Raw genomic sequence first — 26312 nt, 5'->3', positions numbered from 1 at the left:
GGGCAAATCTTGCCGACCCATGGTTAATCAAGCGTTAACTTGGGCCGTTTAGGGCAGTTTCGGCCTCGCATTCTGCACTTTTGCCTTATGTGATAGGCAATATATGCCGCCCGGATTCGGGCGAGACGCGATTTGGAGCCGACATGCAATTCATCACCAGCCTGTTCAGTGGCTCAGGCAACAGTTTCCTCACGGCGATCTTCGCCCTTGGCGCGGTCATCGTGGCCATCCTGCTGGTGCTGTGGCTGCTCAAGCTGCTGTTCCGCGCATCGGGCAATGTCGCCCGTGGCCGCAACCGGCGGCTGGCCGTAGTGGATTCGCTGGCGCTCGACCCCAAGCGGCAATTGCTGATCGTCAGGCGAGACAATGTGGAACACCTGATCCTCACCGGTGGGCCGCAGGATGTGGTGGTGGAAACCGGTATTGCGGTGGAAGACGCTCCGGCGGCGCTGCCGACCCGGCGCCCCATACCCATGGTGGCAACCCGCAAGCCGGCGCCGGCCAAGGCCGTGCCGGCCGCCCCTGCGCCAGCCGTGGTCGTTCCGCCCGCCGAGCCGGCACCCCCGGCGCCCGGCACCGCCATCGAGCGCCTGCGCGATCTGGGGCAGCCCACCAACAAGCGGGCCCACCTCTCGCTGCGCCATACCGGCCTGCTCCGCCCGGTCAGCGAAATGGAAATGCCGGTTTCCCCCGAAAACTCGTCCACTCCAGTCGTGCCCGCCGCCGACTCAGCTAAAGAGGACAATGCGCGGCGTGACGTAGAAGGCACCGACCTTGTCGAGGACAACAGCGAGGCAAACCGGAACTGAGGCACGCCCGGCGCGCCTGCTGCGGTTTGCACCCTATGCCGGCCTCGTCGCCTTTGCGCTCGCGGCCCTGATCCCGACCATTGCCTTCGGGCAGGATGTGTCGATCGATTTCGGCGACGACACCACGATTACCGAACGCGCCGTCCAGATCATCGGCCTCATCACGCTGCTGTCGCTGGCGCCGTCCATCCTGGTGATGGTCACCAGCTTCACCCGCATCGTGGTGGTGCTGTCGCTGCTGCGCACGGCTATCGGCCTGCAGACCGCTCCGCCCAATTCGGTGATGGTGTCGCTGGCTTTGTTCCTGACCATCTTCGTCATGCAGCCGACTTTGCAGCAGACCTATGACCAGGGCATCGCGCCGTTGCTGGCCGGTGATATCGAGATTGCCGAAGCGTTCGAACTGGGCAGCGCCCCCCTGCATGAATTCATGCGCGCCAATGTGCGCGAGCAGGACCTGACCCTGTTCTTCGACCTGACCGATGCGCCGGTGCCCGAGGAACCCGAGGCGATCCCGCTGCAGCTGCTGATCCCGGCCTTCATGATCTCCGAATTGCGGCGCGCCTTCGAGATCGGATTCCTGCTGTTCCTGCCCTTCGTCGTCATCGACATGGTCGTGGCCTCGGTGCTGATGAGCATGGGCATGATGATGCTGCCGCCGGTGGTCATATCGCTGCCGTTCAAGCTGATCTTCTTCGTGCTGGTCGACGGCTGGTACCTTGTGGCGGGCTCGCTGGTGCGCAGTTTCGTGAGCGGGTAGCGGGCGTGTACCGCCTCAAGCCGGGGATCAAGCAGAACCATATGCGCCGGTGGGCCCTGCCCGACCGGGTATTCTTCGGCCATGGCGCCTGCCACATCCTGGCCGGCGTCTATCTGGCCGACGCACCGCTTTCGGGGTTCCATGCCGAGCGCATCATCCCGCGGGGCGACGTCCCCGGCGGCCATATGTATGTGACCGATGGCGTAATTGCCTTCGACTATCACGGCTACAGCCTGCGCGGGCGATTGCTCGACCATCATCGCCGCAGCTGGTCGGCCGATTATCCGGGGTGGGATTGCGACATCGAGCGCGTGGATTTTCCCATTCTGGGCGCCAATGCCCTGAATGCACGAAAGATGCTGGGGCCGGACCAGTATTTGCACGATGCCGTTCCAAGGGCCCGAGCCTTCGTGGCGCAAAGGGAGCATGTTGTTCAGTCTACCCGAGCGCGCCGGCTGCGATAAATGAGGCCAAAGTCACGATGTCACCCCGGCCTTGAGCCGAGGCCCATCCTGAAATCGCGCTGCGAACACATCTCAGGATGGATCCCGGCTCAAGGCCGGGATGACATCGCGTTTGTGGATACATGAAGCCCTGTCAAAGGCTCGCCAGGCCTGCGCTTGGCTCGGCGGCGTTGAGCGGGGCCAGGGCGCCTTCGCCGGCATAGGTGTCGCGATAGGAGGCGAGGAAGGCGTTGATGCCGCCGACATCGGCGACCTGGCTGGCCACGGCCTTGAATTCGAGACTGGTGACGGCGACCTGCCCGGTGACCAGATCGAACATCGGCCATTCCGGCGTGACGACCATGGCATCGCCGAACTTGGCGCGCAGGCGCGACAGCCCGAAGGCATCGCCCGACAGGGCAAAGCCGACAGCGGCCTTGATCAGTCCGAGCCGTACCGGCTGGCCCAGCGGCACGCCGGCGGGCTGCTCGGCATAGAGGGCTTCCAGCATCTCGCCGGCCCGGTCGTAGCGCTTGGCCTTCCAATGCGCGTCGATGCGCAGCAGGGTCGCGTCCCGGCCATCCATGTCGCGCAGCAGGTCGAGCGCCAACTGGTCGCGACCACCATCGATCATGGCGCGGGCTTCGAGGATGCGGCGCTGGCGCTGCAGCGATTCGGGCAGGTCCGGCAGGCGCGTGTCGTTGAGCACGCGCAAGGCCTCCTGCGGCCGGCGATCGGCCAGGTAGATGACGGCCAGGTCGGCCGCGATCTGGGTGCGGGCAACGCCGCGCAGGCGGTTTTCGAGCTGATATTCGAGCAGTTCGGCGGCCTGCGCCAACAGATCGACGCGCACCAGCCGGCGGGCCAGGTTGCGGATCATTTCGTCGCCGCGGGCACCCGGCGGCGTCAACTGGCGGAAATCGTAGTAGAGGCTGAGCGCATCGACCGGCCCCAGCGAGTCGGCGACGCCGTTGAGGAACAGCTCGCTGAACATCTGCTGCGCCTTGTCGCGCAGGGCATTGACCGGCGGGCTCTCCGGATAGTTGGCAACGGCCTGCCGCACGGTTTCAAAGCCGCGCCGATAGTCGCCATCGCGGAAGTAGAAATCCGCCAGCATGGTCTGCATGTCCGCTTCCAGCGGATTGCCCCGCCACAGGAGCGACTCCGCCGACAGCGTATCGGTGGCCTTGGCCAGGTCGAGCGTACCCTGTTCGTCGAGCAGGCGCAGGGTGCGGTAGATGGCCTCCGCGCGCGTCGGACGGATATCGGCGGCAATCACCTGGCCATAGGTGTCGATCGCTTCCGAAATCCGGTCGCGCCCCTCGTCGATGCGGCCCGACATCAGGTGGTAGAGGCTGGAATCCTCGGGATCGAGGCTGGCAAAGTCGATCTCGTTGAGGAAGCGCTCGGCCAATGTCATGTCGTCGGTCTCGACGGCGGCGCGCAGCGCGGCGAAGTAGAACTTGTTGCGGACCCAGAGCGGGTAATTCTCGACGATGCTGTTGGCTTCGATAGCGTCGAAGCGCGCGCCCTTGAAGTCGTAGGACTCGACGCGGGCCATGGTGCGCCACAGCAGCGCGTCGAGCTCCTGCCCGACGCCGGTGGAATTGAGGATGCTGAGCGCGTCGGCCGGGCGGTTGGCCAATGTATCGGCAATGGCTCGCGTAATGCGCAGCTTGCGCGTCAGGTCTTCGGCCTTGAGTTCGGATTCCAGTACGTCGAGCACGCCGAGCGCCTCATGGGCGAAGCGGTTGGCGACGTAATACTGCGCCAGGTCCAGCCGGGCGATGTCGCGGTCCCGGCCCTCGCCATCGGCAGCCGCGGCCAGCAGGGACTCGACGTGATCGTTGAGGGCGCCGAAGTCCTTTTCTTCCAGGGCCCCCAAATCCACGAAACTGCCACGCAGGCTTTCGGTGATGCCATTGCCTATGGTGCGTGGCGCATCGACCGCCGAAACGGTGAGCCCGCCGGATGTGGACAGCACCGCCAGATCGCTCTCAATGGCCAGATCCAGTTCGGGGTTTTTCGGCTTGATGACGAGGCCGTGTACGCTGCGCAGGGCGGAGAATTCGACATAGTCCAGCGTGCGCGTCACGCCACGCGCCGGCGGATAGGCGGTGACCACCTTGAGCATGTCGCCGACCAGCGGGTCGCGGAAATCGTGGATGCGGGCCGGGCGCGCCACATCGGCCACGACCTCGAAATTACCCTCGATATCGCGGCGGCGGCTGAGTTCGATCGGTTCGGTCGGCGTCAGCATGATATCGCCCAGTGACAACACCCAGGCCATGCCTTCCGAGCCCAGCGTCGCCAGCCGATCCTGCGACAGCTCGACCCGCACCACCTGGGTATCGCCTGACGCCACCACGGCAAATTCGCTGGCCAGCGCGTCCAGTTCATCGGAATGGCTCGGCGGCAGGATGCCCGAGACGGTATCGAACATCATCCACACCGTGTCGCCACGGCGGAATACGGCGGCCGGCGTATCCTGCTCGAACGGAAACACGACGCGAACGGTCGAGCCCAGCACGCTGACGAAAGGTGTCACGGTGCGCGCCGCGCTTTCCGGAAAGAGCTTGTCGACCTGGGCCTGCTCGGGCCCGCCGGGCATCTGGGCCTCCGGCTCGGCTTCCTGCGCCACGCTATCGGCCAGGCTGGCCGCGGTAAAGCTGGGCAGGCTGACCCCGGCAATGTCGATATCGAGAACGAACTGGCGCGAGGAATTTTCGTAGAAACGCGGCGTGATATCCTTGGCCAGGGTCAGCGACACCACGGCCCCATCGGGACTGACCGCGCTTTCCACCGAGGCGATTTCGGGGGGCAGGTCGACGGCCAGGTCGCGCAGGTCGATGCCGACCGGCCATTCGAAGGCGATATGGCTGACTTCGCCTTCCTGCACATATTCGGCCGTGGTCGGCACGGTCCAGTCGAACTGGATGCGCATGAAAGTGGGATTGCGGCCGACCCGAACGCTGGCCCTGGGGTCGAGCGCCACCACATCGGCGGCCTTGCGCTCGCGCTCGGCACGGATGGCGGCGAGACGGGCCCGCTCGGCCAGCTCGTCGATGATTTCCTGCGGCAAAGCGGGCGGCATGCCCTGCCAGGTGGTCGGCAACAGATCGATGAAGAGCTTTTCACCGGCCTCGATGCGGTTGAAGGTGAAGGCCGAGCGCAGGCCGAGGCGGAGGCCCATCCCGTCCGGATCGACGCGCGCGACCGACAGATACTGCCCCATCGTCGTGCCGACATCGGGCAGGATGACCGACACCTTCTCGTCGAATTCGAGCGACAGCACACCATTCTCGATGCGCATCGTATAGTCGGGAAGGTCGTCGCGGCCGGGAAAGCTGAGGATCAGGCGGCCATAGCCGTCTTCCTGCGTGGCAAAGAGCTGGCCCTGTTCCTGTGCGGAGGCAGGCGCGACCGAACCCAGCGCCGCGACAGCGACGCCAACCATGACGGCCCGCCTCGCGAACCGCAAACCAGCCATGATCGCGGTCTTCACCGGCTTCTGCCCGCCCCGACGCACTCTGCGCGTCTCATGGCGAAGCCTTCGGCTCCGGGATCACAAAACGCATGGGTTACACATACTCTGTGCCGACCCTAGCGCCCCGTGCTTAACGTCGCCTTACGCCGAACGATAAAGCAACCAGGCATTTTCTCGGTGTTCTACTGACCCACGATCTGCGGCAAGGCGGCCAGATCGTCCGGGGTCATTTCGGTTGCCGGCTTGTCGGCCAGGGCAGCCATCCGCACCGTCAGCTCCTGCGCCCGCGCCGGCGACATCTCCGCCAGGATCGGCGCCATCTTGCGCGGACTCATGGTCTTGGCGACGCGCAGCAGCACCTCCATGTCGAGCTCGTTGAAGATGTTGGCGGCATCCTTGGGCCGCATGGCCTCGTACATCGCCACGATCCCGGCAAACTGGCCGGTTTCCATCTCGGTGCGCTGATCGACCAGGGTCGATATCTGCGCCTCCAGGGCCTCGAGCGTCGAGGCCCGTTCCGCGATGCGCTTTTCGGCGGCGTCGACGATCGAGGCCCGCAACGCCAGATCGCTCTCATATTGCTGCAGTTCGGTCCGGCGGGCGGCCAGCCGCTCGAGCAACTGCTGTTCGGTCACCGACACGCCATCGGCACCAACCAACGGCACGACTTCGCCCCCGGTGGTGATTTCCATGGGGACAACATCGCCGGAGGGCAGGCAATCGGCCGCCATCTGGGCCGCGAAGCTGCCTTCGGGCACGGGTGCCGGCTCTCCGCCCGCCTCCGCTTGCCCGCCGCCGGCGAGCTCGGTGGACACACCCTCCAGCACCACGTCCCCGCCCGCAGTAATGGTGGCATCGGAGTCGACGCAATAGGTGCTGGATGCCGCACCGGCAACGGGGATGGCAGGGAGGGTGGCATCGCCGGCCGGCACGACCGCTTCTGCCGCCGGGGTCTCGGTGTCAGCTGGTTCTGCATCGGCGGCAGGCTCACCATGCCCGCCACTCGCCCCTGCCGGCTGCCCGCCGATCGTCGGAGCGGAATCGGCGAGCGTGGGGCTGCTGTCCTCCATGGTCGGCTCACCAGCCGGCGTCACCGTCAGATCGGCCTCGGTTGTTCCCTCCGCACTGGCGCCTGCGGCCTGCGCCACGCTGACGCCGCCCAGCACATAGCTGCCATTGGTAACCAGACCCAGGGTCTTGAGCACCAGCAGGGCGGCAATGGCCATGACGACGACAGGGAGCAGGCGAATCCTGGTCACGCGGCAACTCCGCGGGTCCGCACGCGGGCTGAAAGCTGCTCAAGGGCCGATTGCACCTTGTTGGGCTGCTCGACCGGCTCGATGGCCTGGCTGTGGCGGGCGACGCTGGTGATCTTGGCGATGCGCTCCATCAGCACGGTGCCGGCAGTAACATGGTTGGCCAGCTCGATGCCGAAGCGTTCGGCCTCCTCAAGCCGCGAATTGAGCGACAGGTCGGCCTCGACGGCCGTCTGCTTGAGTTCCTTGATCGCCTGATTGGCGAGGTTGGTGGCCCCGACCAGGTCGGCGACCATCTGGCGCATCACGTCCTTGTCGGCATGCAGCCGCTTGAGGCGCTGGTTGAGCACGATGCAATATCCGATTGTCAGCGCGAGCAGAATGGCAACAGCACTTTCCACAAGCAGCCCCAGAGGCAAGCCGAACATCATCGTTGTTGTTCCATTTTCTCGTCGATCGCCTCGAAGGCCGCCATGGTGACCTTGGGCGGGTTAAGCGGGCGCGACACCCGCACGGATACGTGGTTGCCGATATGGCCCATAATGGCCTCGGTAAGATCGACATCGCCGCAGCGCAGCCGCACCGGGTCGCTCGGCGAGCGCTCGAACATCACGGTATCGCCCGGCTTCATCGCCAGCATGCGCGAGAGCGGCAAATCCTGCTCATGCAGCACCGCTTCGATCTCGACATCGGCGGCGTAGATCTCGGTGGCGAGGTGGCCCTCCCAGATCGGGTCGCGACCGAATTTTTCACCCATGAACATCTGCAGGAGCTGTTCGCGAATGGGCTCGATAGTGGCGTAGGGCAGCAGAATCTCGATCTTGCCGCCGCGATCGTCCATCTCGATGCGCAGCTCGATCAGGATGGCGGCATTGCCCGGCCGCGAAATAGCGGCGAAGCGCGGATTGGTCTCCATGCGCTCAAGCTTGAAATTGACCTGCGTCACCGGCTCGAAGGCGCGATGGGTATCCTCCAGGATGATCTCGATCATCTTGCGGGCCAGCGCCATTTCGATGGTGGTATAGGGCCGGCCCTCGACGCGGATATTGCCGCCGATGCGGCGGCCACCCAAGAGCACGTCGATCATCGAGTAAATCAGGCTGGAATCGACGGTGAGCAGGCCGTAATTCTCCCATTCCTCGGCCTTGATGACCGAGAGGATGGCCGGCAGCGGAATGGAATTGAGGTAGTCGCCGAACCGCACCGACGAAATCGAGTCCATGGTGACTTCGACATTGTCTGAGGTGAAGTTGCGCAGGCTCGTCGTCGCCAGCCGCACCAGGCGGTCGAAGACGATTTCGAGCATCGGCAGGCGCTCGTAGCTGACCAGCGCCGAATTGATGAGAGCCTGGACGCCGGTCAGCTCGACATTGCTGCCCACGCTGGCGTCGAAGCCGAGCAGGCTGTCGATTTCGTCCTGGTTGAGCACACGGTCGGGACCACCCTCGCCGTCGCCATTGTCGCCCTCCAGCATCGCCGCCCATTCAGCGGCGGCGGCGGCGGCGCGTTCCTCGTCGGTCATGTCGTCGTCACTGGCGGCGCCGGCCATGCTCTCGCCCTGGGGGGACGCATCATCGAGCCCCCAGTCGTCGGCGAGTTTGTCCTGTTCGGTGGGGCCCGCCATTACTGCACCAGGATTTCCTTGAACAACACGGATTCGACGCGGCTCGGATAGATCGCGACATTGACCCGGCGCAGCAGCTCTTCCTTGAGGCGGTAGACCCCCGCGGACCCCTCGAGATCCGAGCGGCGCAGTTCGCGCAGGTAAATCTGGAAGGCGTCGACAACCTTGGCCATGCGCGGCTGAATCTCGAGCATCATTTCCTGATTGGCGACTTCGAGCGCGATGCTGAGCTTCATGAACGCGCCGCTCTGACCGTTCTCGTCATGAAGGTTCACGATCATCGGGGGCAGGTTGAAGATGAAGGTATGCCCCGCCGCTGCAGCCGCAGCATGCGCATCAGCAGTTGCGCCGTGCTCGGCATCTTCGGCCGGCGCCGACGACGATGACAGGAAGAAATAGAGCCCGGCCCCGCCCAGCAGCACGACGAGGGCCGCCGCACCGATGATGATGAAGAGTTTCGGGATCCCCTTCCTGGCTGGGGCGCCGTCTTCGAGATCTGCTTCAGCGGCCATGCCAACCTGCCAAATACGGGGGCTTTCCGGACGATTCCGGCTGTTCGTCCAGCTAAGCGCCCGATGGTTAACGATTGGTTACAAACTGCCCCGAAGCGGCAAAATTTGCCGGGCAGCTTTTGCCGAGACCGGAGAGAGTAGCCCAGTAAGGCTAACCCAGCCTATTCGCTATCTATCTGATTTTATTCAATTTCGCCGCCTGGCATGGTTTCTGCAATGTGAACGGCGAGGCGATCCGCTTGGGGAAGTGGGCAGTCTCGGGGACGTTAACATTCCGGGGATCAGCAATGATCGAGAATGCGCAACTGATCAGCCTCTCCAGGCAGATCGCGCTGCAGCGGCAGATGGATGTGGTGGCCAACAACATGGCCAACATCAACACGACCGGCTTCAAGGCCGAGAACATCCTGTTCGAGGAATATGTGATGCCGGTCGCCCGCGACCAGGATTTCCCGCGCCTCGACCAGCCGCTCTCCTATGTGCAGGACTGGGCGACGATCCACGATCTGGCCGGCGGCGCCATGGTGCAGACCGGCAACGCCCTCGATGTCGCCCTCAATGGCGACGGCTTCTTCGCCATCCAGACCCCGGGTGGCGAGCGCTGGAGCAAATCCGGCGCCTTCCAGCTCAGCGCCAACGGCACCCTGGTCGACGTCAACGGCAATCCGGTGCTCGGCGAAGCCGGCCCGATCCAGTTCGGTCCCGAGGAAAACGGCATCCTGATCGCCGCCGACGGTTCGGTCAGCTCCAGCGCCGGCCCCAAGGGACGCCTCCGTCTCGTCGAATTCGCCAATCCGCAGGAACTGACCCGCGAGGGCACCAACCTGTTTGCCGGCGGCACGCCGGTCGCGGCCACCAATACCAGGGCCATGCAGGGCTTTGTCGAGCGCTCCAACGTCTCGGGCGTTTCCGAGATGGCCGAAATGATCCGCGTGACCCGCGCCTATGAATCGGCCGCCAACCTTGCCCAGAAGCAGGATGAGCTGCGCCGCAGCGCCATCCAGCGCCTTGGCGACGCCAATAGCTAACCCTGAGGATATGCCATGAAAGCCCTCTATATCGCATCGACCGGCATGAGCGCCCAGGAACGCAACGTCGAAGTCATTTCCAACAATATCGCCAACATGCGGACCACCGGCTACAAGCGCCAGCGCGCCGAATTCGAGGATCTGCTCTACCAGCAGGTCACCCGCGCCGGCTCGCCGACTTCGGACCAGGGCACCCTGATCCCCGCCGGCCTCGAAATCGGCTCCGGCGTGCGCACCGTCTCCACCCCGCGCGTCATGAGCCAGGGCACGGTCAACATCACCGAGCGCGAGCTCGACGTCGCGGTGCGCGGCGAAGGTTTCTTCATGGTGCAACTGCCCGATGGCCGCACCGGCTATACCCGCGACGGCTCGTTCGAACGCTCCCCCGAGGGCGAAATCGTGACCTCGACGGGTTATCCCATCGATCCGGGCATCACCATTCCCGGCACCGCCGATGGCGTCGCCATCTCGCCCGACGGCATGGTCAGCGCCTATCTCGACAATGACACCACGCCCACCCAGCTCGGCCAGCTCCAGCTCGCCCGGTTCGTCAACAAATCCGGCCTCGAATCGATGGGCGACAACCTGTTCCTCGAAACCGCCGCCAGCGGTCCGGCGCAGGTCAGCGTGCCCAATACGGACGGCACCGGCGATCTGCTGCAGGGCTATCTCGAAATGGCCAACGTCAACTCCGTCACTGAAATCGCCGACCTCATCGCTGCCCAGCGCGCCTACGAGATGAACGCCCGCGTCATCTCCGGCGCCGACCAGATGATGCAGGCGACGAGCCAGCTGCGTTGATGGGGGCGGTGAAGATGATCCTGCGTTCCGCTATCGCCATGACGGCCAGCCTGCTGCTCGCTGGCGCCGCCTGGGCCACCCCGGTCCTCCGGTCCGATATCGTCGTCAGCGCCGCCATCGTTACGGTCGGCGACATGTTCGAAGATGCCGGCCCCGCCGCCGAACAGGCGCTGTTCCGTGCGCCCTTGCCCGGCACCAGCGGCCTCGTCGGCCTGTCCGACATCGACGCCGCACTGGCCCGCATCGGCATCGAGGCATTCGAAGCGCGCGGCCTCGACGGCGTGCGCGTCTCCCGCGCCGCAACCGTCATCGATGAAGCCGCGCTGTCCGACCTCATCGCCGCCGACCTGGCCGCCCGTGGCATCGTCGGCAGCGGCATGAGCGTCGATACGCTGTTTTCGATGCCGGTCCAGCCGCTCAATGCCGAGGCGGTGGCAGAACCGGCCAGCATCATCAGCCTGCGCTACCTGCCCGGCAGCGGCGCGTTCACCGCCCGCTTCGCCATCGCCGGCATGGCCCAGCCGCTGGACGTGTCGGGGACGATCGAACTGATGATCGAGGCGCCGCATATCAATGCCAGCCTGCCTGCCGGCACGCTGCTGACAGCCGGCAATATCGAGATGCGCCCGGTGCCGCTGAAATTCGTCGAAAGCACCGGCGTCGCCCGGCTGGAAGACGTGGTGGGCAAGGCGCTGGCGCGGCAAAGCCGTGACGGCATGCTGCTCAAGCCCGCCGATGTCACCGTGCCGCTGCTGATCAGCAAGAACGATCCCGTCACCATCTATTTCCGCCAGGGCCCGATGACGCTGACCGTCAAAGGTCAGGCGGTCACCGGCGCCGCTTCGGGCGGGCCGGTACAGGTGCTCAACCTCATGTCCAAGCGCGTCATCAGCGCCACCGCAATCTCTGCCGGTGCCGTCGAAGTCAGCGCCGACCCGCTCGCCGTAGCGGGACTCTAAGCCTCAGGAGACCAGACCAATGAACCTCTTCAAACTCGCCGCCCTCCTGATGCTTGCGGCCAGCCTCGGGGCTTGCAGCACCATGGACCAGCTTGCCAGCGTCGGACAGGCGCCGCCGCTGACCGCCATCGCCGACCCCACCACCACGGCGGGCTACCAGCCGGTGCATATGCCGATGCCCGAGGCGATCGCCGATACTTATCAGCCCAATTCGCTCTATCGCACCTCGGCCAAGGGCTTCTTCAAGGATGAACGCGCCCACCGCATCGGCGACATCCTGACGGTGATGGTGACCATCGACGACAGCGCCCAGATCGCCAACACCACCCAGTCGAACCGCACCTCGACCAATTCGGCCGGCATGGGCGGCCTCTTCGGCGCCGCCGTCGACAATCTGAGTGGCGGGGCTATCGACCCGTCTGCCGCCATTGACTTCGAATCCGGCCTCACCAATCGCGGCAACGGCTCGGTCAACCGCTCGGAAAGCCTCGAAACCTCGGTCGCCGCCGTGGTAACCCAGGTGCTGCCCAACGGCAATCTGGTCATCGAAGGGCGCCAGGAGGTGCGGGTGAACTTCGAAGTCCGCGACCTGATCGTCGCAGGCATCGTGCGGCCTTCCGATATCCAGGCCAACAATACGATCCTCTCGTCCAAGATCGCCGAAGCCCGCATCTCCTACGGCGGTCGCGGCCAGATCACCAACATGCAGCAACCGCGCTACGGGCAGCAGGCCATGGACGCCATCCTGCCCTTCTAACGACCCCGGTTTCTCCTGCCGTCGCATTCCCCCAATGGCGCGGCAGGATCCCCGGTCGGCTCCAGAACAGACCCGGCCTTTCCAGAGGCGCAGTCCCCCGGCTGCGCCTCTTCCCCTTTTTGGGAACGCATCGGGCCTGTAGTGGTTGACCAACAACGAACAAGGAGATTGCCATGTCCATGGGTACAGGGATTGCCATTGGCGTCGCGATCGGCGTCGCCATCGGTGTAGCAATGGACAATGTCGCGATGGGGATCGGCATCGGCATTGCGATCGGCATCGCCATGGGCGGCACCTGGCAGGCGTTCGGCAGGAACAAGCCGAAGGAGTGAGGCCGCCGGCGGCTTGATCGAATTTGCGCTCTATGAAAGAGCTTGGGCAACAAACGGAGTTGCCCGCATGTCCTTCCAGAAACTCGACACAATCGGCCGCAAGCTCGAAGCGCTGGAGCATGCCTTGTCCATATTGGGCGCCGACGAGGCCACTCATATGGCGGTCGGCGGGGGCGAGAAGCGGGCCGAGGCCATGTCGAACCTGGCCGGCATGTATCATGCCCAGGCCACGGCGCCGGAGATCGCCGACTGGATCGAGGCGGCCAAGCCCGAAAGCGAGGACCAGAAGCTCGCTTTGGCCGAATTCAAGCGGCAATATATCAACGCCACCTGCCTGCCGACCGAATTCGTCGAGCGCCGTACAGCAGCCACGATGCGGTCCGAACAGCTTTGGCGCGACCTGCGCGCCAAGGGCGACTGGGACAGTTTTTTGCCGGCGCTGGAAGGTGTCGTCGCGCTGGTCCGCGAGGAGGCACAGCTTCGCTCCGAGGCGCTGAAGCTGGCGCCCTATGATGCGCTGATGGACCAGTATGATCCAGGCAACCGCACAGCCGAATTGGACGGGGTGTTCGGCGACCTCAAGAGCTTCCTCAAGGGCTTCGTCCCCGAAGCACTCGATGCGCAGGAGCGCCGGCTGGCCAAGCGGCCGCGCAAGAGCCTCAACGGCCCCTACCCGATCGAAAAGCAGCGCGAGCTGGGCCTGGCGGCGATGCGGGCAGTCGGCTTCGATTTCACCCATGGCTCGCTTTCCGTGTCGCACCATCCGTTCTGCGGGGGGGTACCCAGCGATGTGCGGATGACCACGCGCTATCGCACCGACGAATTCCTGAGCTCGCTGATGGGTGTGCTGCACGAAACCGGCCACGCGCTTTATGAGCAAGGCCTGCCCGAGGACTGGTCGCACTGGCCGCTGGGCAAGGCGCGCGGCATGGGCATCCACGAAAGCCAGAGCCTGTTCGTGGAAATGCAGCTGGCGCGCAGCCCCGAATTCTGGGAGTTCGCGCTGCCGCTGGTGCATCTGCATCTGGGCGAGGACGCCATTCCGGGCTGGGACATCACCGATATCCTCAACGAGGTGAATTTCGTCGAGCGCGGCTATATCCGCGTCGATGCCGACGAGGTGACCTATCCGCTCCATGTCATCCTGCGCTACGAACTGGAGCAGGACCTGGTCAATGGCAAACTGGAAGCCAGCCAGATCCCCGAGGCCTGGGACGCCAGGATGACCGAATATCTCGGCATCTCGACCCTGGCCGACCCCAAGGACGGCCCGATGCAGGACGTGCATTGGCCGGGCGGCGCCTTCGGCTATTTCCCCAGCTACACGCTCGGCGCCATGATCGCGGCGCAGCAATGGGCGGCGCTGGAAAAGGCCCAGCCGGGCGTGCGCGAGGATATTCGCAAGGGCGAATTCGGTGGCGTCAACCAATGGCGCAGCGACAATATCTGGAGCCAGGGCTCGCGTTGGTCGACGCCGGAGCTGATCACCCGCGCCACCGGCGAACCCCTCAACGCCGATTTCTTCAAGGCGCATCTGAAGGAGCGATATCTGGCCTAGGCCTTCTTCACCTCCCCTTTGGGGGAGAGGTCGACCCGCCTTCGGGTCGGGTGAGGGGCCTTCCTGCCTCAGCGCATGGAAAGGCCCCCTCACCCGGCGCTACGCGCCGACCTCTCCCCCAAAGGGAGAGGGGAAGAGCCCAAAACTTGACATCCCCGCCCCCATCCCTATTTTCACGCCATCCGCAGCACTGACCGGACGGTACCCATGGATTCCACGCTGAACGACTGCCTCGCTTGCATCGCTCACCTGGAATCCGTCCATGCCCGCCTCCGTTTCACTGCACCAGCTTTCCTATTCGACCTCAGATAACCAGCCGCTCTTTACCGGTCTCGACCTTGCGTTCGGCAATGAACGAACGGGGCTGATCGGCCGGAACGGCACGGGCAAATCCAGCCTGCTCCGCATCATCACCGGACAACTGCGGCCGGGCGCCGGATCGGTGTCGGTCCAGGGCAGCATCGGCATGCTCGACCAGTCGGTCCAGGTCACGCCGGGCGCCACCGTGGCAGATCAGCTCGGCGCGGCCGAGGCGCTGGCGCGGCTCGACCGGCTCGAACAGGGGCTGGGCAGCGTCGATGATGCCGGCGAGGCGGACTGGGCCCTGCCTGGACGGATCGAGACCGCCCTTGCCGATGTGGGCCTGCCGGCCTATGCGCCGGACAGGCCGCTATCCACGCTGAGTGGCGGGCAGCGCACGCGGCTGGCCTTGGCGCGGCTGATCCTTGCGGCGCCCGACATCATCCTGCTTGACGAGCCCACCAACAATCTGGATGCCGACGGCCGGCAGGCGGTGGTCGACCTGCTGCATGGCTGGCGCGGCGCGGCCATCGTGGTCAGCCATGACCGGGCGCTGCTGCGCGAAATGGACGCCATTATCGAGCTGACAACACTCGGGGCCAGGACCTATGGCGGCAATTGGGACCACTATGCCGAGCGCAAGGCCCTGGAACTGGCGGCGGCCGAACACGAGTTGAACACGGCCGAACGCAAGGTCGCCGAGATCGACCGCAAGATTCAGGCCGTGGCCGAGAAGAAGGCGCGTAAGGATGGAGCCGGCAAGCGCAAGGCGGCCAAGGGCGACATTCCCAAGATCATGCTGGGCGGCATGAAGGAGAATTCCGAAAACACCAGCGGCGAAGGCGCGCGTCTGGCCAACCGCCTGCGTGGCGACGCAGCGGAAGCGGCCAGCGACGCGCGCGCCAAGGTCGAAATCCTCACCCCGCTATCAGTAGTCCTGATGCCCACCGGCCTGCCGGCGGGTCGCACGGTATTGCAGATCGACAGCCTGACCGGCGGCCCGGATGAGACAACGCCGATTATTGGCGACCTGTCGCTGCAACTGACCGGGCCGGAACGCGTCGCCATCACCGGCCCCAATGGCTCGGGCAAGACGACGCTGTTGCGCCTGCTGACCGGCGCCCTGCCCGCGTTGTCCGGAACAGCCCGCATCCTCGTGCCCTTCGCCATGCTCGACCAGACCGTGAGCCTGCTCGATCCGGCGCTGAGCATTCGCGACAATTTCCGCATCCTCAATCCCGATGCGGACGAGAAAACCTGCCGGTCGGCGCTGGCCCGCTTCATGTTCCGCGCCGATGCCGCCCTGCAGCAGGTGGGAACGCTGAGCGGCGGCGAAATGCTGCGGGCCGGCCTCGCCTGCACCATCGGCGGCAACCACCCGCCGCAATTGCTTATTCTGGACGAGCCGACCAATCACCTCGATATCCACGCCATAGAGCAGGTTGAGGCAGGCCTGCGGGGCTATGACGGAGCCCTGCTGGTGGTAAGCCACGATGCCGATTTTCTCGCCGCCATCGGCATTGCCACGCACATCCAACTGGCCGGCCCCGAAGCTGCCACGCCGATGAATGGAGTCTGAATTCCTCGCTCAGGACCGGTTCCAAATCACCGGACTAATCCTCGTGTCATCGGCAAGAAGCGCTCGGAGGGAGCGCAGCCCAGACAGGAGAGACCAAATGATCGCCAAGTTCTTCATCACCGCAGTCGCCGCCGTCGCCATCGCTGCCTCGGCTGCCCCCACCATGGCCAACGACGTCTTCGTCAATCAGTTCGGCTTCGGCAATGCCGCCGGCGGCAGCCAGCTCGGCTGGAACAACCTGCTCGGCGTCGACCAGACCGGCAACTGGAACACCGCCACCGGCCACCAGAATGGCGGCAACAATGTCGGCGCCATCGGCCAGCAGGGCAACAACAACTATGCCGACACCTGGCAGGACGGCTGGAACAATGCCGCCGGCGTCGGCCAGTTCGGTGACAACCACACCGCCATCCTGACCCAGGACGGCAACGGCAATGTTGCCGCCGGCGTGCAGGTCGGCAATGGCTGCAATGCCAACATCCACCAGGCCGGCGCGGGCAATGTGACTGCTTTCGTGCAGGCCTGCCCGTAATCGGTCCTGACGTGACCTGCGCATAGCCGGAAGGGAGTTCCCCTTCCGGCTCGTCTGCCACCCGAAATCAGGAGGAAGCCATGACCATTCCATCCCGGCGCATCGGCGCCATCGCCCTCGGCCTCGCTGTCGCCGCCCTGGCGGCCAATGCGGGCCTGGCCAATTCCGCATCCAGCGACACGCTATGCGGCATCGCCACCAACTCGGAACGCGGCATGCTGGTGCTGGAGGGCATCATCGTCAGTCCGGCGGCGCTCAGCGGCGAATACCGCTTCGCCGTCCAGAGCTCGGGCAATGGCGGCTCGACCAATATCAGCCAAGGCGGCCATTTTGCCGCCAATGCCAACGAAGATACGATCCTGGGCAAGGTGCTGGTCAATGCCGGCTCCAGCTATGACATTGCCTTCGACGTTACGGTTGGCGGCCAGAAAATCGATTGCGACCAGGATATTGCGAGCCTGCGTTGACACACATCATCAGGGACGACTGAAGGGCTCCGGGATGCCGGGGCCTTTTTGTTTCAGGCCAGTTCGAGCGTCGGGATGGTCGAGACGTCCACCGCGCGCTCGGCATGCCAGGTGTCATAGGCGGCCTGCATCCTGACCCAGACACCCGGACCATCACCGAACAGCTTGCCCAGACGAACGGCGACCTCGGGAGACACCGGCTTGCGCTCGGCCATGATGTCATACAGGTGCTGGCGGGAAATACCGAGCAAGCGGGCGATTTCGGTCTTGGTCTTGCCCGTGTCGGGCAGGATGTCATCGAGCAGTGCGCCCGGATGACTGGGGCAAATATCTGGCGATCGCTTGGCGGGATAGAGGGTCATATTGGCCTCCTTCTCAATGGTATTGCTCGAAATCGACTGCAAGAATGTCATTGCCGTCGAACTCGAATGTGACGCACCACGGCCCATTGATATGCACCGTGTAGCGGGCCGGGTCGAAGCCCCTCAACGGATGAAAATCGAAGCCGGGAAGATTCAACTCATCAAGGGAAACCAGAGCATCGAGGCGAGACAGACGGACCATGAGCCGCTTGTGCATGCGGGCATCGATCTTGCCCGACTTTCCGGTATTCCAAAGCTCTGCCAGCGACTTGCTTTTGAAGCTCTTGATCATGAATGCAAACTAATAGCTTACATCGAAGATGTCAACTATTAGCTGACAACGCTGAACCCATTCTGAACATCCCGCTCCGAACCGGTTCAGTCGCCCTCCCATAGTTTCGGGTCATCGGCTGGAACACCCAGCAAACACTGCCACACCCTCAGGGAGAGATGCCATGACCACCAAGTTCACCAAGACCTTCGTCGCCGCCCTTGCCGCTGCCGTCATCGGCACCGCGACCCTTGCTGCTCCTGCCATGGCCGCCGGCCAGGTCTCGATCAGCTTCACCCCCACCGACCCCGACCAGCAGCAGGCGCTGGGCATGGGCCTGCAGATGTTTTCGCTGATGCAGGGCCTGTCAGCCACGGGCGCCAATGCCAGCCAGAACGGCAATTTCAACGCCGCCGGTTTCAACCAGAACGGCTCGGGCAATCACGGCCTGATCGTGCAGGAGGGCAATGGCCACGAGGGCACCATCGAGCAGAACGGCAACAACAACAATTGTGGCCTGTTCCAGTTCGGCGAAAACACCAACGGCCAGTGCGTCCAAAATGGCAATGGCCAGTCGAGCATCACCACCGTCTTCGGTTTCTGAGCCCGTTCAGCACGCAGTTTGCGGGCCCTTCGGGGCCCGTTTCTGTTGCTAGTTGAGGAACACCGTCACCGTATCCGCCCTGCCCTCGGCATCGACCACCGAGAGGGTCACGAAGCCAGGACCGTCGGGTTCCCACAGGCTCTGGCGGGCGAATTCGGGGCGGCCGAAGGGGGCGCCATTGGCGAAGAAGGTGAAGGGCGGCACGCCGTTGCGCACCTTGACCATCAGGGGGGAAATGTCGCCCGCGGCCAGCCCCAGATCGACATCGACGCCATCGCCGGGAAAGGCGATTTCCGGAGCGGCGACGCGCGCGACCATGTCCTCGTCCGGATGGCGGAAACGGCGCAGCGGCGTGGGCAACTCGCTGTTGGAGGCCAGGACGGCCCCCTGCGGCGCACGTGGCAATGGCGCCTTGCGATTGCCGAGGCGGTCGAAGGCCTCGAACAGGATCGGCGCGGCGCCGGTGATGCCGGCCAGCCCCGGCACCGGAGCGCCATCGGGCCGGCCAACCCAGACGCCGATGACAGTCTTGCCATCGAAGCCTATGGCCCAGCCATCGCGATAGCCGTAGGAGGTGCCGGTCTTGTAGGCGATGCGACCGGGCGAACCGTTCAACGGCGGCGGTACGTCGGCGAGAATGTCGGAGACATACCAGGCGGCTATCGGATCGAGCACCGGGGGCGCGATTTCGGCTGCAGGAGCCGGCCTTGTGCCGTCACGAAGCTGGATCGGCATGCCGCCATTGCCGATGGCGGCGTAGACCGAGACAAGATCGCGCAGGGTGATGCCGACCCCGCCAAGACCCACGGCAAGACTGGGCGCGGTATCGACCGGCAGGCGCGGCTCGGCATGGGCGCGGCGCAGGCGGGAGACGAGGCGCGCCGGACCGACGGCATCGAGCACCACCACTGCCGGGATGTTGAGCGACTCGGTCAGCGCATCGTGAATGGTGACCGTACCGCGGTTGAAGCCGTCGAAATTGACCGGCACATAGCCGCCAAAGGCGGTAGGCCTATCCTCGATCATGCTTTGCGGATGGGCGAGGCCCAGCTCGAACGCGAGGCCATAGATCAACGGCTTGAGGGTCGAGCCGGGCGAGCGGATGGCGTTGGTCATGTCGACGAAGCCGGCGCTTTCGGTGTCCAGCAGGCCGGCCGAGCCCACCGAGGCCAGCACCTCTCCGCTGGCGATGTCGGCGGCGACGATGGCGACCGACACTTTCGGGTCGATGCGGCGCGCCCGGCCGGCGGCGAGATGTTCCAGTGCATCCTGCAGGCGCTTGTCGATGGTGAGGGTCACCGAGCGCGCCGTCGGTTGTGCCCGGACTGCCTGCTCGGCCATGTGCGCCGCCAGCATCGGGAAATCGCGGCGCGCCGATGGCACCGGCTCGCGCTTGGCGGCGATGGCATCTTCTTCGAGCAAGGCGCCCATGGCCACTAGCCGGTCGAGCACCATGTCGCGGCTGCGCTGGGCGGCCACCGGGTCGCGATCGGGCCGGCGAGCTTCGGGCGATTGCGGCAGGGCCACCAGCAAGGCGGCCTCGGCGGTGGTGAGGCGCGTTGGCTCCTTGCCGAAATAGGCCAGGGTGGCGGCGCGAATACCCTCGATATTGCCGCCATAGGGCGCCAGCGTCAGGTAGAGATCGATGATCTCGTCCTTGCTGAGATCGTGCTCCAGCCGGTCGGCATGCACCATCTGGCGCAGCTTGCCCCAGATGTTGCGCGTCGGCTCGCCTTCGATCAGCCGCGCCACCTGCATGGTGAGCGTCGAGCCGCCCGAGACAACGCGGCCACCCGCGCCGACGAACTGGCCGGCAGCGCGCAGCATGGAGGACCAGGCGATGCCGTCATGCTCGGCAAAGCCGCGGTCCTCATAGGCGATGAGCATGGCGATGAAGCGCGGATCGACCGCGGTCCGGTCGACCGGCAGGCGCCAGCGGCCATCGCCGGTGGTGAAGGGCCGCAGCAGCAGGCCATCGCGGTCGGTGACCGCGACGGAAACCGGGAGCGTGGCGATGTCGGGCGTCGGCGGCAGCGTGGCGGCGATGCCGACAATCATGGAATTGAGCTGGATGGCGCCGGCACAGGCGATGACGAAGAAGGTGAAGCCGGCGAGGGTGAGCCGGCGGGCCCAGGGGTGGGATTTGGCTGGGCGGGTATCACTCATCGTACCGACCACCGAGCGTCACCCTCGGGCTAGACCCGAGGGCCCTGCACTTGCCGCCCGCTCGGCAAGCGTAACGCCCTCGGGTCAAGCCCGAGGGTGACGGCTGGTGAAAGGGAGAGACAGTGCCCTCCATCCCGCCCTGATATGTCGTCACCCCGCTCATGGCCCGGTTGGCGTGACCTCGATGGCGCCGGCAGCCGTGTTCGCCCGGAATTCTGGGCGATACATGTCCTCCACCGTGGCGCCCGGCAGCACGAAGCTGCCCGGTGAAACCGCCCGCACCAGATAGGCGGTGGTGAAGCTGCCGGTTTCGTCGAAGTAGCGGAAGGCCGCGACATACTGGTCGGTGCGGGATTCCACATGGGTCGCGCTGTCGAGATCGAGCCAGTTGAAATCGGTGACGCCTCCACCGGCCGACAGGTCCGGATTTTCGATCTCGAAACCGGCCGGCAGTGGATCGGACACCACATACTGGCCCGAACCGAGGCTCTGTGGCCGCACGCGCAGCACTACGATCAGGCGTTCATTCTGCGCGATGGGCGCGGCCTGCGGGTCGATGGGCGTGCCATCAGGCAGGAAATATTCCCGCGTGATGGTGAAGCCGCTGCTGGTGGCCGGCGGCGGCGTGAGCGGATAGCCGGTCACGGTCACCTTGGCTTCGGTATCTGCGGTGCCGGTATTGGCGATCTCGACCGCTTCGAAGCCCTGCTGGTCGTAGCGACGATAGACCTGGCCGGTCAGGGCCTCACCATCGAGCATTATCGAGCCATCGGTGCTGGATGCACCGAGTGCAGCGGCGGCGAGCAATGTCCAACTGTCTTCCTGTGTGGACGTATAGGTGGCGCGGTCCCGCAGCTTGGCGAGCTGGTTGGCCAGGGCCGTCAGGTCCACCCCAGGGGGCTTGAACTCGGCGGCCAGGGCCAGCACGCCGGCGAGATCGCGCAAGCGGGTGCCGTAGTCGCCGCGATAGCGGCGGATATTGTCGGGCGCGTCGAGCCCGGCCAAAGCTGCCTCGAAGGCGGAATTGGCGCGCGTCGGATCGCCATAGAGCGCCAGTGCCGCCCCGAGCTGCGCCTGGGCCAGCGGCGAACCGAAGGCGTTGAGGCGCGCCTCGTGATAGTAGCGCAGATCGCCCATCGACACCCGACCGGCTCGCGCCAGGTCGTAGAGCGCATAGGCGATGTCTTCGCCGCCCTTGTCGAAATCGGCAGCATAGGACAGCTGGTTGGCCAGATTGTCGAAGGCCATGGTCATGGACTGCTCGGGCACATCGTAGCCGGCAGCCACGGCGCGCTGCAGGAAGTCGGTGACAAAGCCGTCGAGCCACAGGTCACCGCCATCGAATGGCCCCCACAGGCCGAAGCCGCCGCTGGAACTCTGCTTGGACAACAGGTTGGCGATGGCGTCGATGACGGTCTGGTTGAGTTTATCGTCGGTGGCGGTGCCCAGCAGCTTGGCCACGTCGTTCAGATAAAGCAGCGGCAAAGCGCGGCTCGAAAGCTGCTCGGCGCAGCCATAGGGGTAGCGATCGAGCGCCAGCAGCAGGCCGGGCACGTCGAGGCGCGCAATCGGCCCGATGGCCAGGGTCATCGCCCCGGTATTGGCCATGTAGCTGTCGAAATAGTCCGGCCCGACCGTAACGCTTTCCCCGGCCTTGACCGGCAGCACGCGGCTGGTGGTGATCGGCGCGCTGGTCGGCCGCACGCCGAGCAGCAGTTCCTTGGTCTGCGTCGTGCCATCGGGCGCGGTGATGGTCAGGACCACCGGCCAATCGCCGATCTGCATGCCGTTGAGCGTGAGATCGAGCGCGGTTCGGTCGCCTTCGGCCAGTTCGACCTCGCTGTCCCCAGCCGGGGTGGCAATGCCTTCACCCGTCGAGAGCGCGACACCATAAGTGCCCGTGGCGCCACTGAGATTGTTGATCTCGACCAGCAGCCGCGACTCGTCACCGACACGCAGGAAGCGCGGCGGGCTGAGGGTGACGACCACAGGATCGCGCACGATCACATCGGCGGAAGCATGGCCGACCGCCGTGTCGGTCCAGGCCATGGCCATGACGCGCACCGTGCCGGAAAAGTCGGGCATGTCGAACGTAACGGTCGCCTTGCCTTCGGCATCGACCTCCACGATGCCCGAATGGAGGGCGACGAGGACCGAGGTTGCCGGTGGCGTCCCGGTGCGCGAGGAGCCGCCGTCACCGCCCGAGCGCATAGCACCGGCCAGGCCCTGGGTCGGATCGATCAGCGAGCCGTAGAGATCGCGGATATCCATACCGAGCTGGCGCTGGCCGAAATACCAGCCATCGGGGTCCGGCACCTTGAAATTGGTGAGGTTGAGAATACCCAAATCCACCGCCGCGACAGCCACATAGGCCTGCTGGCCGGCGGCAAGGTTGCCCAGTTCGACCGTGGTGGTGAAGCTCTGGCGCGGCAGGGTGACTTCGGGCGTATCGAGCGTCACGTCGAGCTTGCGGTCACCGGGCTCGACATCGGCAAAGGCAAGACCGAGCGCGCGGGACGGCATGCGCTTCTCGGCGGCGTCGGAGGGACGGTAGAGGATCGCCGTAACATAGGCGCCGGGGCCCCATTCCTCGGTGACTTCGAGCGGTATGGTGGTGCCGCCTTCAGGCACGTCCACCGCCTGCATGGCAATGACGCGATTATCCACCACCATGACCAGCGCGGTGCCGGCAAACTGCGGATCGAGCTTGAGATTGGCGGTTTCGCCGACCCGATAGGCGGGCTTGTCGAGGGCAACCTGCAAAGTGTCGGGCGTGTCGCTGCCCGCGTCGGCGTAGTAGTAGCCGGCATAGAACTCGTAGCTGGACGAGGTGGCGCCCTCGCCGGTGCTTTGCACCTCGACGCGATAGCGGCCCCAATCGACATTGGCGCCAATGGTCACCGGGCCGCCCTCAGGCGTCTCGGCAGTGCCGCTGGCGACTTCGCGCGAGGTGGTGATGGCCTCCCACTGCCAGGTGCTGCCATTGCGATACCACTGATAGTTGGTTTCGATGCGGGCGATGGTCCAGTTGAGGCCCGTCTTGGCGATGGCCTCCCCTTCGGGCGAGACCGCGACGATATCGAAGCTGGCTTCGCTGCCTTCGGCGAGGCCGGACGCATCGCTGAAGACGGGCTTGATGCCGATGCGATCGACAGTGGCCAGCACCGGCCGGCTGATGCTGCGCTCGATGCTGCGGCCATTGCTGTCCACCAGGCGCAGCAGCAACTGTGCCGTGAGCGGGCGCGTGGTTACCTGCGGCTCGGGCAGCACGATTTCGGCGACGGCATTGCCCGATTCATCGGTGGTGCCGACCACGCCCAGCGGTTCGCGGGTGGTTTCGATCGTGTCGTCGAGGCGGCCGAAAACATAGCCGGGAAAGCCGTCCAGCGTGCTTCGCGGACTGACGATGACATCGGCCTCGACGGCCAGATCGGGCGCCGTGGCGCCATAGAGGTACTTGGCGGCAATATCGACCTCGGTGACCTCGCCGGCGACGAAGGGCGCATCGGCGGCGCTGACCTCGAAGGCCAGACGCTCAGGCTCGAAATCTTCCACTAGAAAGCTGGTGCTGGACAGCGCTTGCGCGTCGGGATCGGCATAGAGCCGTGCCGTCCACGAGCCACGCATCGCTTCGGCCACCATGGGCAGCGCCACGAAATAGCCGCCCGCGCCCTGATCGTCGAGCAATTGGGTGCTGGCGACGACGCCGTCCGGGCGCTCGACCTCGAGCGTCAGCGGCAGGCCGGTCACCGCGACCGCCCGTTCATCGCGCAGCAGCGCGGTGAGATAGACGGTTTCGCCGGGGCGATAGACACCCCGCTCGGTAGTCGCGAACAGGTCGAGCGGACCCGGAGAGGGCCGGCCCTCGACGCCACGATCGGTCAGGTCGAAAGCCGGGCGGCTGAGGTCGAGGAAGGCATAGTCACCATCATCGGTTTCGGCGACCAGCAATTGCGGCGCCCTGCCCCCTTCACCGCGCGCCAGGCCCGGCGCAAAGATCGCCTGGCCATCGGCATCGGTGGTGGCTTCACCCAGGATTTCGTTGTTGACGGCCACCAGGCGCACAGTGGCGCCTTCGATCGGCTGGGCATCGTCGAGCCCGCGCACGAAGGCATGCACGCCATCATCGCCGGAAATGGTGGTGAGGCCGAGGTCGGTAACGATGAACCACTGCGTGGCTACGCTGTCCCAATATTCAGTATATTCGTCCTTGATCTTGGCGGTGATGACATAGGCGCCCGCCTCCATCTGGCCGAGCGTCTCGGCCACCGGAATGGCGGTGGTGGTCAATTCATTGGGCTTGCCGCGTGCGAGATCGACTTCGCCCTGCCAGACCTGCTCGCCAACCCGGCCGGCAATGTCCTCGGCATCGTATTCGGTGAGGCTGCCCTGGAAGATGCCGTCACGCACCGCAGTTGCAATGGAGCGGTCGCCCACGCGATAGATCATCACCTGCGCCACATCGGCATTGACCGAGGTGATCGGCAATCCGCCGCCGAGGCCAGCGGGCATGACGTAGGCATTGTTGGCAAAACCGACGAAGGGCGAGCGATCGGGCACGTAGACATCGAGCACGACATCCTTGAGCAATTCCTCGCCATCGACCGACGGCAGGCCGGCGCGCAGGCGGATGGCATAGCGCCCGCCATGCTGCACGCCCTCGATGCAGATCTGGTCCTGCTCGGCCTCGACGGCAGCCTGCGGCGTGTCGGTCACGACCACATAGGCCGACAGGTCGGTCGAGCTATAGGGGAGCGGGCTGGAGAAGACGGCACAGATGCGTGGCGCGGCCCCCTCGGCATCAACGACGTGATCGACCACGCGGAAGCCGTGCTGGGCGACGACATCGTCGAGATGGGCCGCGACGCCGTCATTGGCTGCCAGGCTGAGGCTCACGCGATAGGTGGCGATGACCTCGCGCCACATTTCGCGATATTCCATGCCATTGGCCAGGGTCGCCAGGGCATTGGCGCGATCCAGCGGGGCGCTGGAACGCAGGAAGGCATTCATGGCGGCGGCAGTGGCAACCCGCGCCAGATCGGCGCTGTTGTCGCCCTCGGACTGGCCGGCCACCATTTCGGCCTGCGTCAGCGCGGCCTGGGCCAAAGCCTGCCACACCGCGCGGTCATTGGCATTGATGGCCAGCGCCTGCCGATAGGCGACGATGGCCGCGGCCGGATTGCCCGCAGCGGCGGCTTCATCGCCGGACTGGACGAGGCTGGCATAGGTCACCTTGGGCGGCGGCGCATCGGTCTGCGGCAGGTTGTTGGCGAAACTGCGGGCGTCGCCGATGATGCCCTGGGCCGGGAATGGCAGTTCGGCCTGGCGGACGGCCTCTACTACCGCCGGGGAAGGCGCGCGGCTGACGCGGCCGGACGTGGCGCCGGCAAATTCGGTCGGCTCGCCCACCGTGCCCTTGAGGAAGCACCAGTTCGACTGCGCGTTGAAGGTGAAGGCCCGGCAGATATTGTCGTCGGCACAGGCCGCGCTGCAGGCGTCCAGATCGGTATTGCGGATGATGGCGTAGTCGGAACCCGGCAGATCGGTGTCCTGCAGCAGCGTGATCTTGGTGTCCGCCGCCATTGCCGCTGCTGGCAGGCCCAGGGCAAGAACAACCGCCAGTCCCAGCGCGCGCATCTTCGAGACGATCTGCAGCATCGTTGCCCTCCCAAGCTCAACGCCACCATATGGACGTGAAGCTGAGG

General features: G+C 65.2%; 22 protein-coding genes. 13 read left to right on the top strand and 9 right to left on the bottom strand.

The features are described 5' to 3' along the window. Window positions 1-143: 143 nt before the first annotated feature. From ASD80_RS09875 to ASD80_RS09865, 3 genes are read left to right on the top strand one after another with little or no spacing between them, the layout of a single operon-like run. The gene (locus ASD80_RS09875) at window positions 144-809 is read left to right on the top strand and encodes a flagellar biosynthetic protein FliO (protein ID WP_056232166.1); all 666 of its coding nucleotides are present in this window, start codon (window positions 144-146) and stop codon (window positions 807-809) included. A 16-nt stretch (window positions 810-825) separates the two neighbouring features. After that, entirely contained in the window at window positions 826-1569 is a 744-nt protein-coding gene (gene fliP, locus ASD80_RS09870; protein WP_056232742.1) for a flagellar type III secretion system pore protein FliP, read from the top strand. A 41-nt stretch (window positions 1570-1610) separates the two neighbouring features. After that, window positions 1611-2033, top strand: coding sequence for a hypothetical protein (locus tag ASD80_RS09865; protein WP_320410355.1), 423 nt, complete (start codon window positions 1611-1613; stop codon window positions 2031-2033). A 133-nt stretch (window positions 2034-2166) separates the two neighbouring features. Here the strand turns inward: ASD80_RS09865 and ASD80_RS09860 are convergent, their stop codons facing one another. The 5 genes from ASD80_RS09860 to ASD80_RS09840 form a co-directional block, all read right to left on the bottom strand. Beyond that, window positions 2167-5469, bottom strand: a complete 3303-nt coding sequence (locus tag ASD80_RS09860; RefSeq protein ID WP_056232161.1) for a hypothetical protein — start codon at window positions 5467-5469, stop codon at window positions 2167-2169. Window positions 5470-5681: 212 nt separating this feature from the next. Next, on the bottom strand, window positions 5682-6758 hold the full coding sequence (locus ASD80_RS09855) for a MotE family protein (RefSeq protein WP_156460395.1): 1077 nt from the start codon (window positions 6756-6758) through the stop codon (window positions 5682-5684). Beyond that, the gene (locus ASD80_RS09850) at window positions 6755-7183 is read right to left on the bottom strand and encodes a DUF6468 domain-containing protein (protein WP_156460394.1); all 429 of its coding nucleotides are present in this window, start codon (window positions 7181-7183) and stop codon (window positions 6755-6757) included. The genes ASD80_RS09855 and ASD80_RS09850 overlap by 4 nt, the downstream gene beginning before the upstream one ends. After that, window positions 7183-8379 (bottom strand): flagellar motor switch protein FliM, encoded by a 1197-nt coding sequence (gene fliM, locus ASD80_RS09845; protein ID WP_056232153.1) that lies wholly within the window; start codon window positions 8377-8379, stop codon window positions 7183-7185. Before fliM ends, ASD80_RS09850 begins: the two co-directional genes overlap by 1 nt. Further along, a complete protein-coding gene (locus tag ASD80_RS09840; protein ID WP_056232150.1) occupies window positions 8379-8891 on the bottom strand; it encodes a flagellar basal body-associated FliL family protein in 513 nt (170 codons plus the stop codon). Before ASD80_RS09840 ends, fliM begins: the two co-directional genes overlap by 1 nt. Window positions 8892-9181: 290 nt before the next feature. Between ASD80_RS09840 and flgF the strand changes: the two genes are divergently transcribed. The 9 genes from flgF (at window position 9182) to csgH (ending at window position 17204) form a co-directional block, all read left to right on the top strand. Further along, entirely contained in the window at window positions 9182-9919 is a 738-nt protein-coding gene (gene flgF, locus ASD80_RS09835) for a flagellar basal-body rod protein FlgF (protein ID WP_056232737.1), read from the top strand. A 15-nt stretch (window positions 9920-9934) separates the two neighbouring features. Then, entirely contained in the window at window positions 9935-10720 is a 786-nt protein-coding gene (gene flgG / locus ASD80_RS09830; protein WP_056232148.1) for a flagellar basal-body rod protein FlgG, read from the top strand. 14 nt (window positions 10721-10734) lie between these two features. Continuing rightward, the gene (gene flgA, locus ASD80_RS09825) at window positions 10735-11679 is read left to right on the top strand and encodes a flagellar basal body P-ring formation chaperone FlgA (protein WP_156460393.1); all 945 of its coding nucleotides are present in this window, start codon (window positions 10735-10737) and stop codon (window positions 11677-11679) included. Between the two features lie 19 nt (window positions 11680-11698). After that, window positions 11699-12436 (top strand): flagellar basal body L-ring protein FlgH, encoded by a 738-nt coding sequence (gene flgH, locus ASD80_RS09820; protein WP_056232142.1) that lies wholly within the window; start codon window positions 11699-11701, stop codon window positions 12434-12436. Between the two features lie 173 nt (window positions 12437-12609). Next, window positions 12610-12768 (top strand): hypothetical protein, encoded by a 159-nt coding sequence (locus ASD80_RS18955; protein ID WP_200950298.1) that lies wholly within the window; start codon window positions 12610-12612, stop codon window positions 12766-12768. Window positions 12769-12835: 67 nt separating this feature from the next. Further along, the gene (locus tag ASD80_RS09815; protein WP_056232139.1) at window positions 12836-14326 is read left to right on the top strand and encodes a carboxypeptidase M32; all 1491 of its coding nucleotides are present in this window, start codon (window positions 12836-12838) and stop codon (window positions 14324-14326) included. 262 nt (window positions 14327-14588) lie between these two features. After that, window positions 14589-16205, top strand: a complete 1617-nt coding sequence (locus ASD80_RS09810) for an ABC-F family ATP-binding cassette domain-containing protein (RefSeq protein ID WP_056232137.1) — start codon at window positions 14589-14591, stop codon at window positions 16203-16205. A 97-nt stretch (window positions 16206-16302) separates the two neighbouring features. Continuing rightward, a complete protein-coding gene (locus tag ASD80_RS09805) occupies window positions 16303-16737 on the top strand; it encodes a curlin (RefSeq protein ID WP_056232134.1) in 435 nt (144 codons plus the stop codon). A gap of 80 nt (window positions 16738-16817) precedes the next feature. Further along, window positions 16818-17204 (top strand): curli-like amyloid fiber formation chaperone CsgH, encoded by a 387-nt coding sequence (gene csgH / locus ASD80_RS09800; RefSeq protein ID WP_056232131.1) that lies wholly within the window; start codon window positions 16818-16820, stop codon window positions 17202-17204. A 53-nt stretch (window positions 17205-17257) separates the two neighbouring features. Here csgH and ASD80_RS09795 read toward each other — a convergent pair whose 3' ends face one another. Then, window positions 17258-17566: a HigA family addiction module antitoxin gene (locus ASD80_RS09795; RefSeq protein ID WP_056232128.1), complete on the bottom strand. Its 309-nt coding sequence runs from the start codon at window positions 17564-17566 to the stop codon at window positions 17258-17260. Between the two features lie 13 nt (window positions 17567-17579). After that, window positions 17580-17858, bottom strand: a complete 279-nt coding sequence (locus ASD80_RS09790; protein ID WP_056232126.1) for a type II toxin-antitoxin system RelE/ParE family toxin — start codon at window positions 17856-17858, stop codon at window positions 17580-17582. A gap of 163 nt (window positions 17859-18021) precedes the next feature. On the opposite strand from ASD80_RS09790, the gene ASD80_RS09785 reads away from it, so the two are divergent. Continuing rightward, window positions 18022-18441 carry a hypothetical protein gene (locus ASD80_RS09785; protein ID WP_056232123.1) on the top strand — a complete coding sequence of 140 codons (420 nt, stop codon included), beginning with the start codon at window positions 18022-18024 and terminating at the stop codon, window positions 18439-18441. Window positions 18442-18489: 48 nt separating this feature from the next. Here ASD80_RS09785 and pbpC read toward each other — a convergent pair whose 3' ends face one another. Both pbpC and ASD80_RS09775 read right to left on the bottom strand, forming a co-directional pair. Then, window positions 18490-20607 carry a penicillin-binding protein 1C gene (gene pbpC / locus ASD80_RS09780; protein WP_082555184.1) on the bottom strand — a complete coding sequence of 706 codons (2118 nt, stop codon included), beginning with the start codon at window positions 20605-20607 and terminating at the stop codon, window positions 18490-18492. 159 nt (window positions 20608-20766) lie between these two features. Next, on the bottom strand, window positions 20767-26265 hold the full coding sequence (locus ASD80_RS09775; protein ID WP_056232120.1) for an alpha-2-macroglobulin family protein: 5499 nt from the start codon (window positions 26263-26265) through the stop codon (window positions 20767-20769). Window positions 26266-26312 lie beyond the last annotated feature (47 nt).

The organism is Devosia sp. Root635 (assembly GCF_001427605.1).
In the GTDB taxonomy this organism is placed as follows: Bacteria; Pseudomonadota; Alphaproteobacteria; order Rhizobiales; family Devosiaceae; genus Devosia.
Note: the sequence above shows the minus strand (reverse complement) of the source record. Positions and strands in the feature narration are given on the sequence as shown.

Coding starts and splice junctions, on each gene's coding strand:
- ASD80_RS09875 (WP_056232166.1), top strand. CDS start 144: ATGCAATTCATCACCAGCCTGTTCAGTGGCTCAGGCAACAGTTTCCTC.
- ASD80_RS09865 (WP_320410355.1), top strand. CDS start 1,611: ATGCGCCGGTGGGCCCTGCCCGACCGGGTATTCTTCGGCCATGGCGCC.
- ASD80_RS09860 (WP_056232161.1), bottom strand. CDS start 5,469: ATGGTTGGCGTCGCTGTCGCGGCGCTGGGTTCGGTCGCGCCTGCCTCC.
- ASD80_RS09850 (WP_156460394.1), bottom strand. CDS start 7,183: ATGTTCGGCTTGCCTCTGGGGCTGCTTGTGGAAAGTGCTGTTGCCATT.
- fliM (WP_056232153.1), bottom strand. CDS start 8,379: ATGGCGGGCCCCACCGAACAGGACAAACTCGCCGACGACTGGGGGCTC.
- ASD80_RS09840 (WP_056232150.1), bottom strand. CDS start 8,891: ATGGCCGCTGAAGCAGATCTCGAAGACGGCGCCCCAGCCAGGAAGGGG.
- flgG (WP_056232148.1), top strand. CDS start 9,935: ATGAAAGCCCTCTATATCGCATCGACCGGCATGAGCGCCCAGGAACGC.
- flgA (WP_156460393.1), top strand. CDS start 10,735: ATGATCCTGCGTTCCGCTATCGCCATGACGGCCAGCCTGCTGCTCGCT.
- flgH (WP_056232142.1), top strand. CDS start 11,699: ATGAACCTCTTCAAACTCGCCGCCCTCCTGATGCTTGCGGCCAGCCTC.
- ASD80_RS18955 (WP_200950298.1), top strand. CDS start 12,610: ATGTCCATGGGTACAGGGATTGCCATTGGCGTCGCGATCGGCGTCGCC.
- ASD80_RS09815 (WP_056232139.1), top strand. CDS start 12,836: ATGTCCTTCCAGAAACTCGACACAATCGGCCGCAAGCTCGAAGCGCTG.
- ASD80_RS09810 (WP_056232137.1), top strand. CDS start 14,589: ATGCCCGCCTCCGTTTCACTGCACCAGCTTTCCTATTCGACCTCAGAT.
- ASD80_RS09805 (WP_056232134.1), top strand. CDS start 16,303: ATGATCGCCAAGTTCTTCATCACCGCAGTCGCCGCCGTCGCCATCGCT.
- csgH (WP_056232131.1), top strand. CDS start 16,818: ATGACCATTCCATCCCGGCGCATCGGCGCCATCGCCCTCGGCCTCGCT.
- ASD80_RS09795 (WP_056232128.1), bottom strand. CDS start 17,566: ATGACCCTCTATCCCGCCAAGCGATCGCCAGATATTTGCCCCAGTCAT.
- ASD80_RS09790 (WP_056232126.1), bottom strand. CDS start 17,858: ATGATCAAGAGCTTCAAAAGCAAGTCGCTGGCAGAGCTTTGGAATACC.
- ASD80_RS09785 (WP_056232123.1), top strand. CDS start 18,022: ATGACCACCAAGTTCACCAAGACCTTCGTCGCCGCCCTTGCCGCTGCC.
- pbpC (WP_082555184.1), bottom strand. CDS start 20,607: ATGAGTGATACCCGCCCAGCCAAATCCCACCCCTGGGCCCGCCGGCTC.
- ASD80_RS09775 (WP_056232120.1), bottom strand. CDS start 26,265: ATGCTGCAGATCGTCTCGAAGATGCGCGCGCTGGGACTGGCGGTTGTT.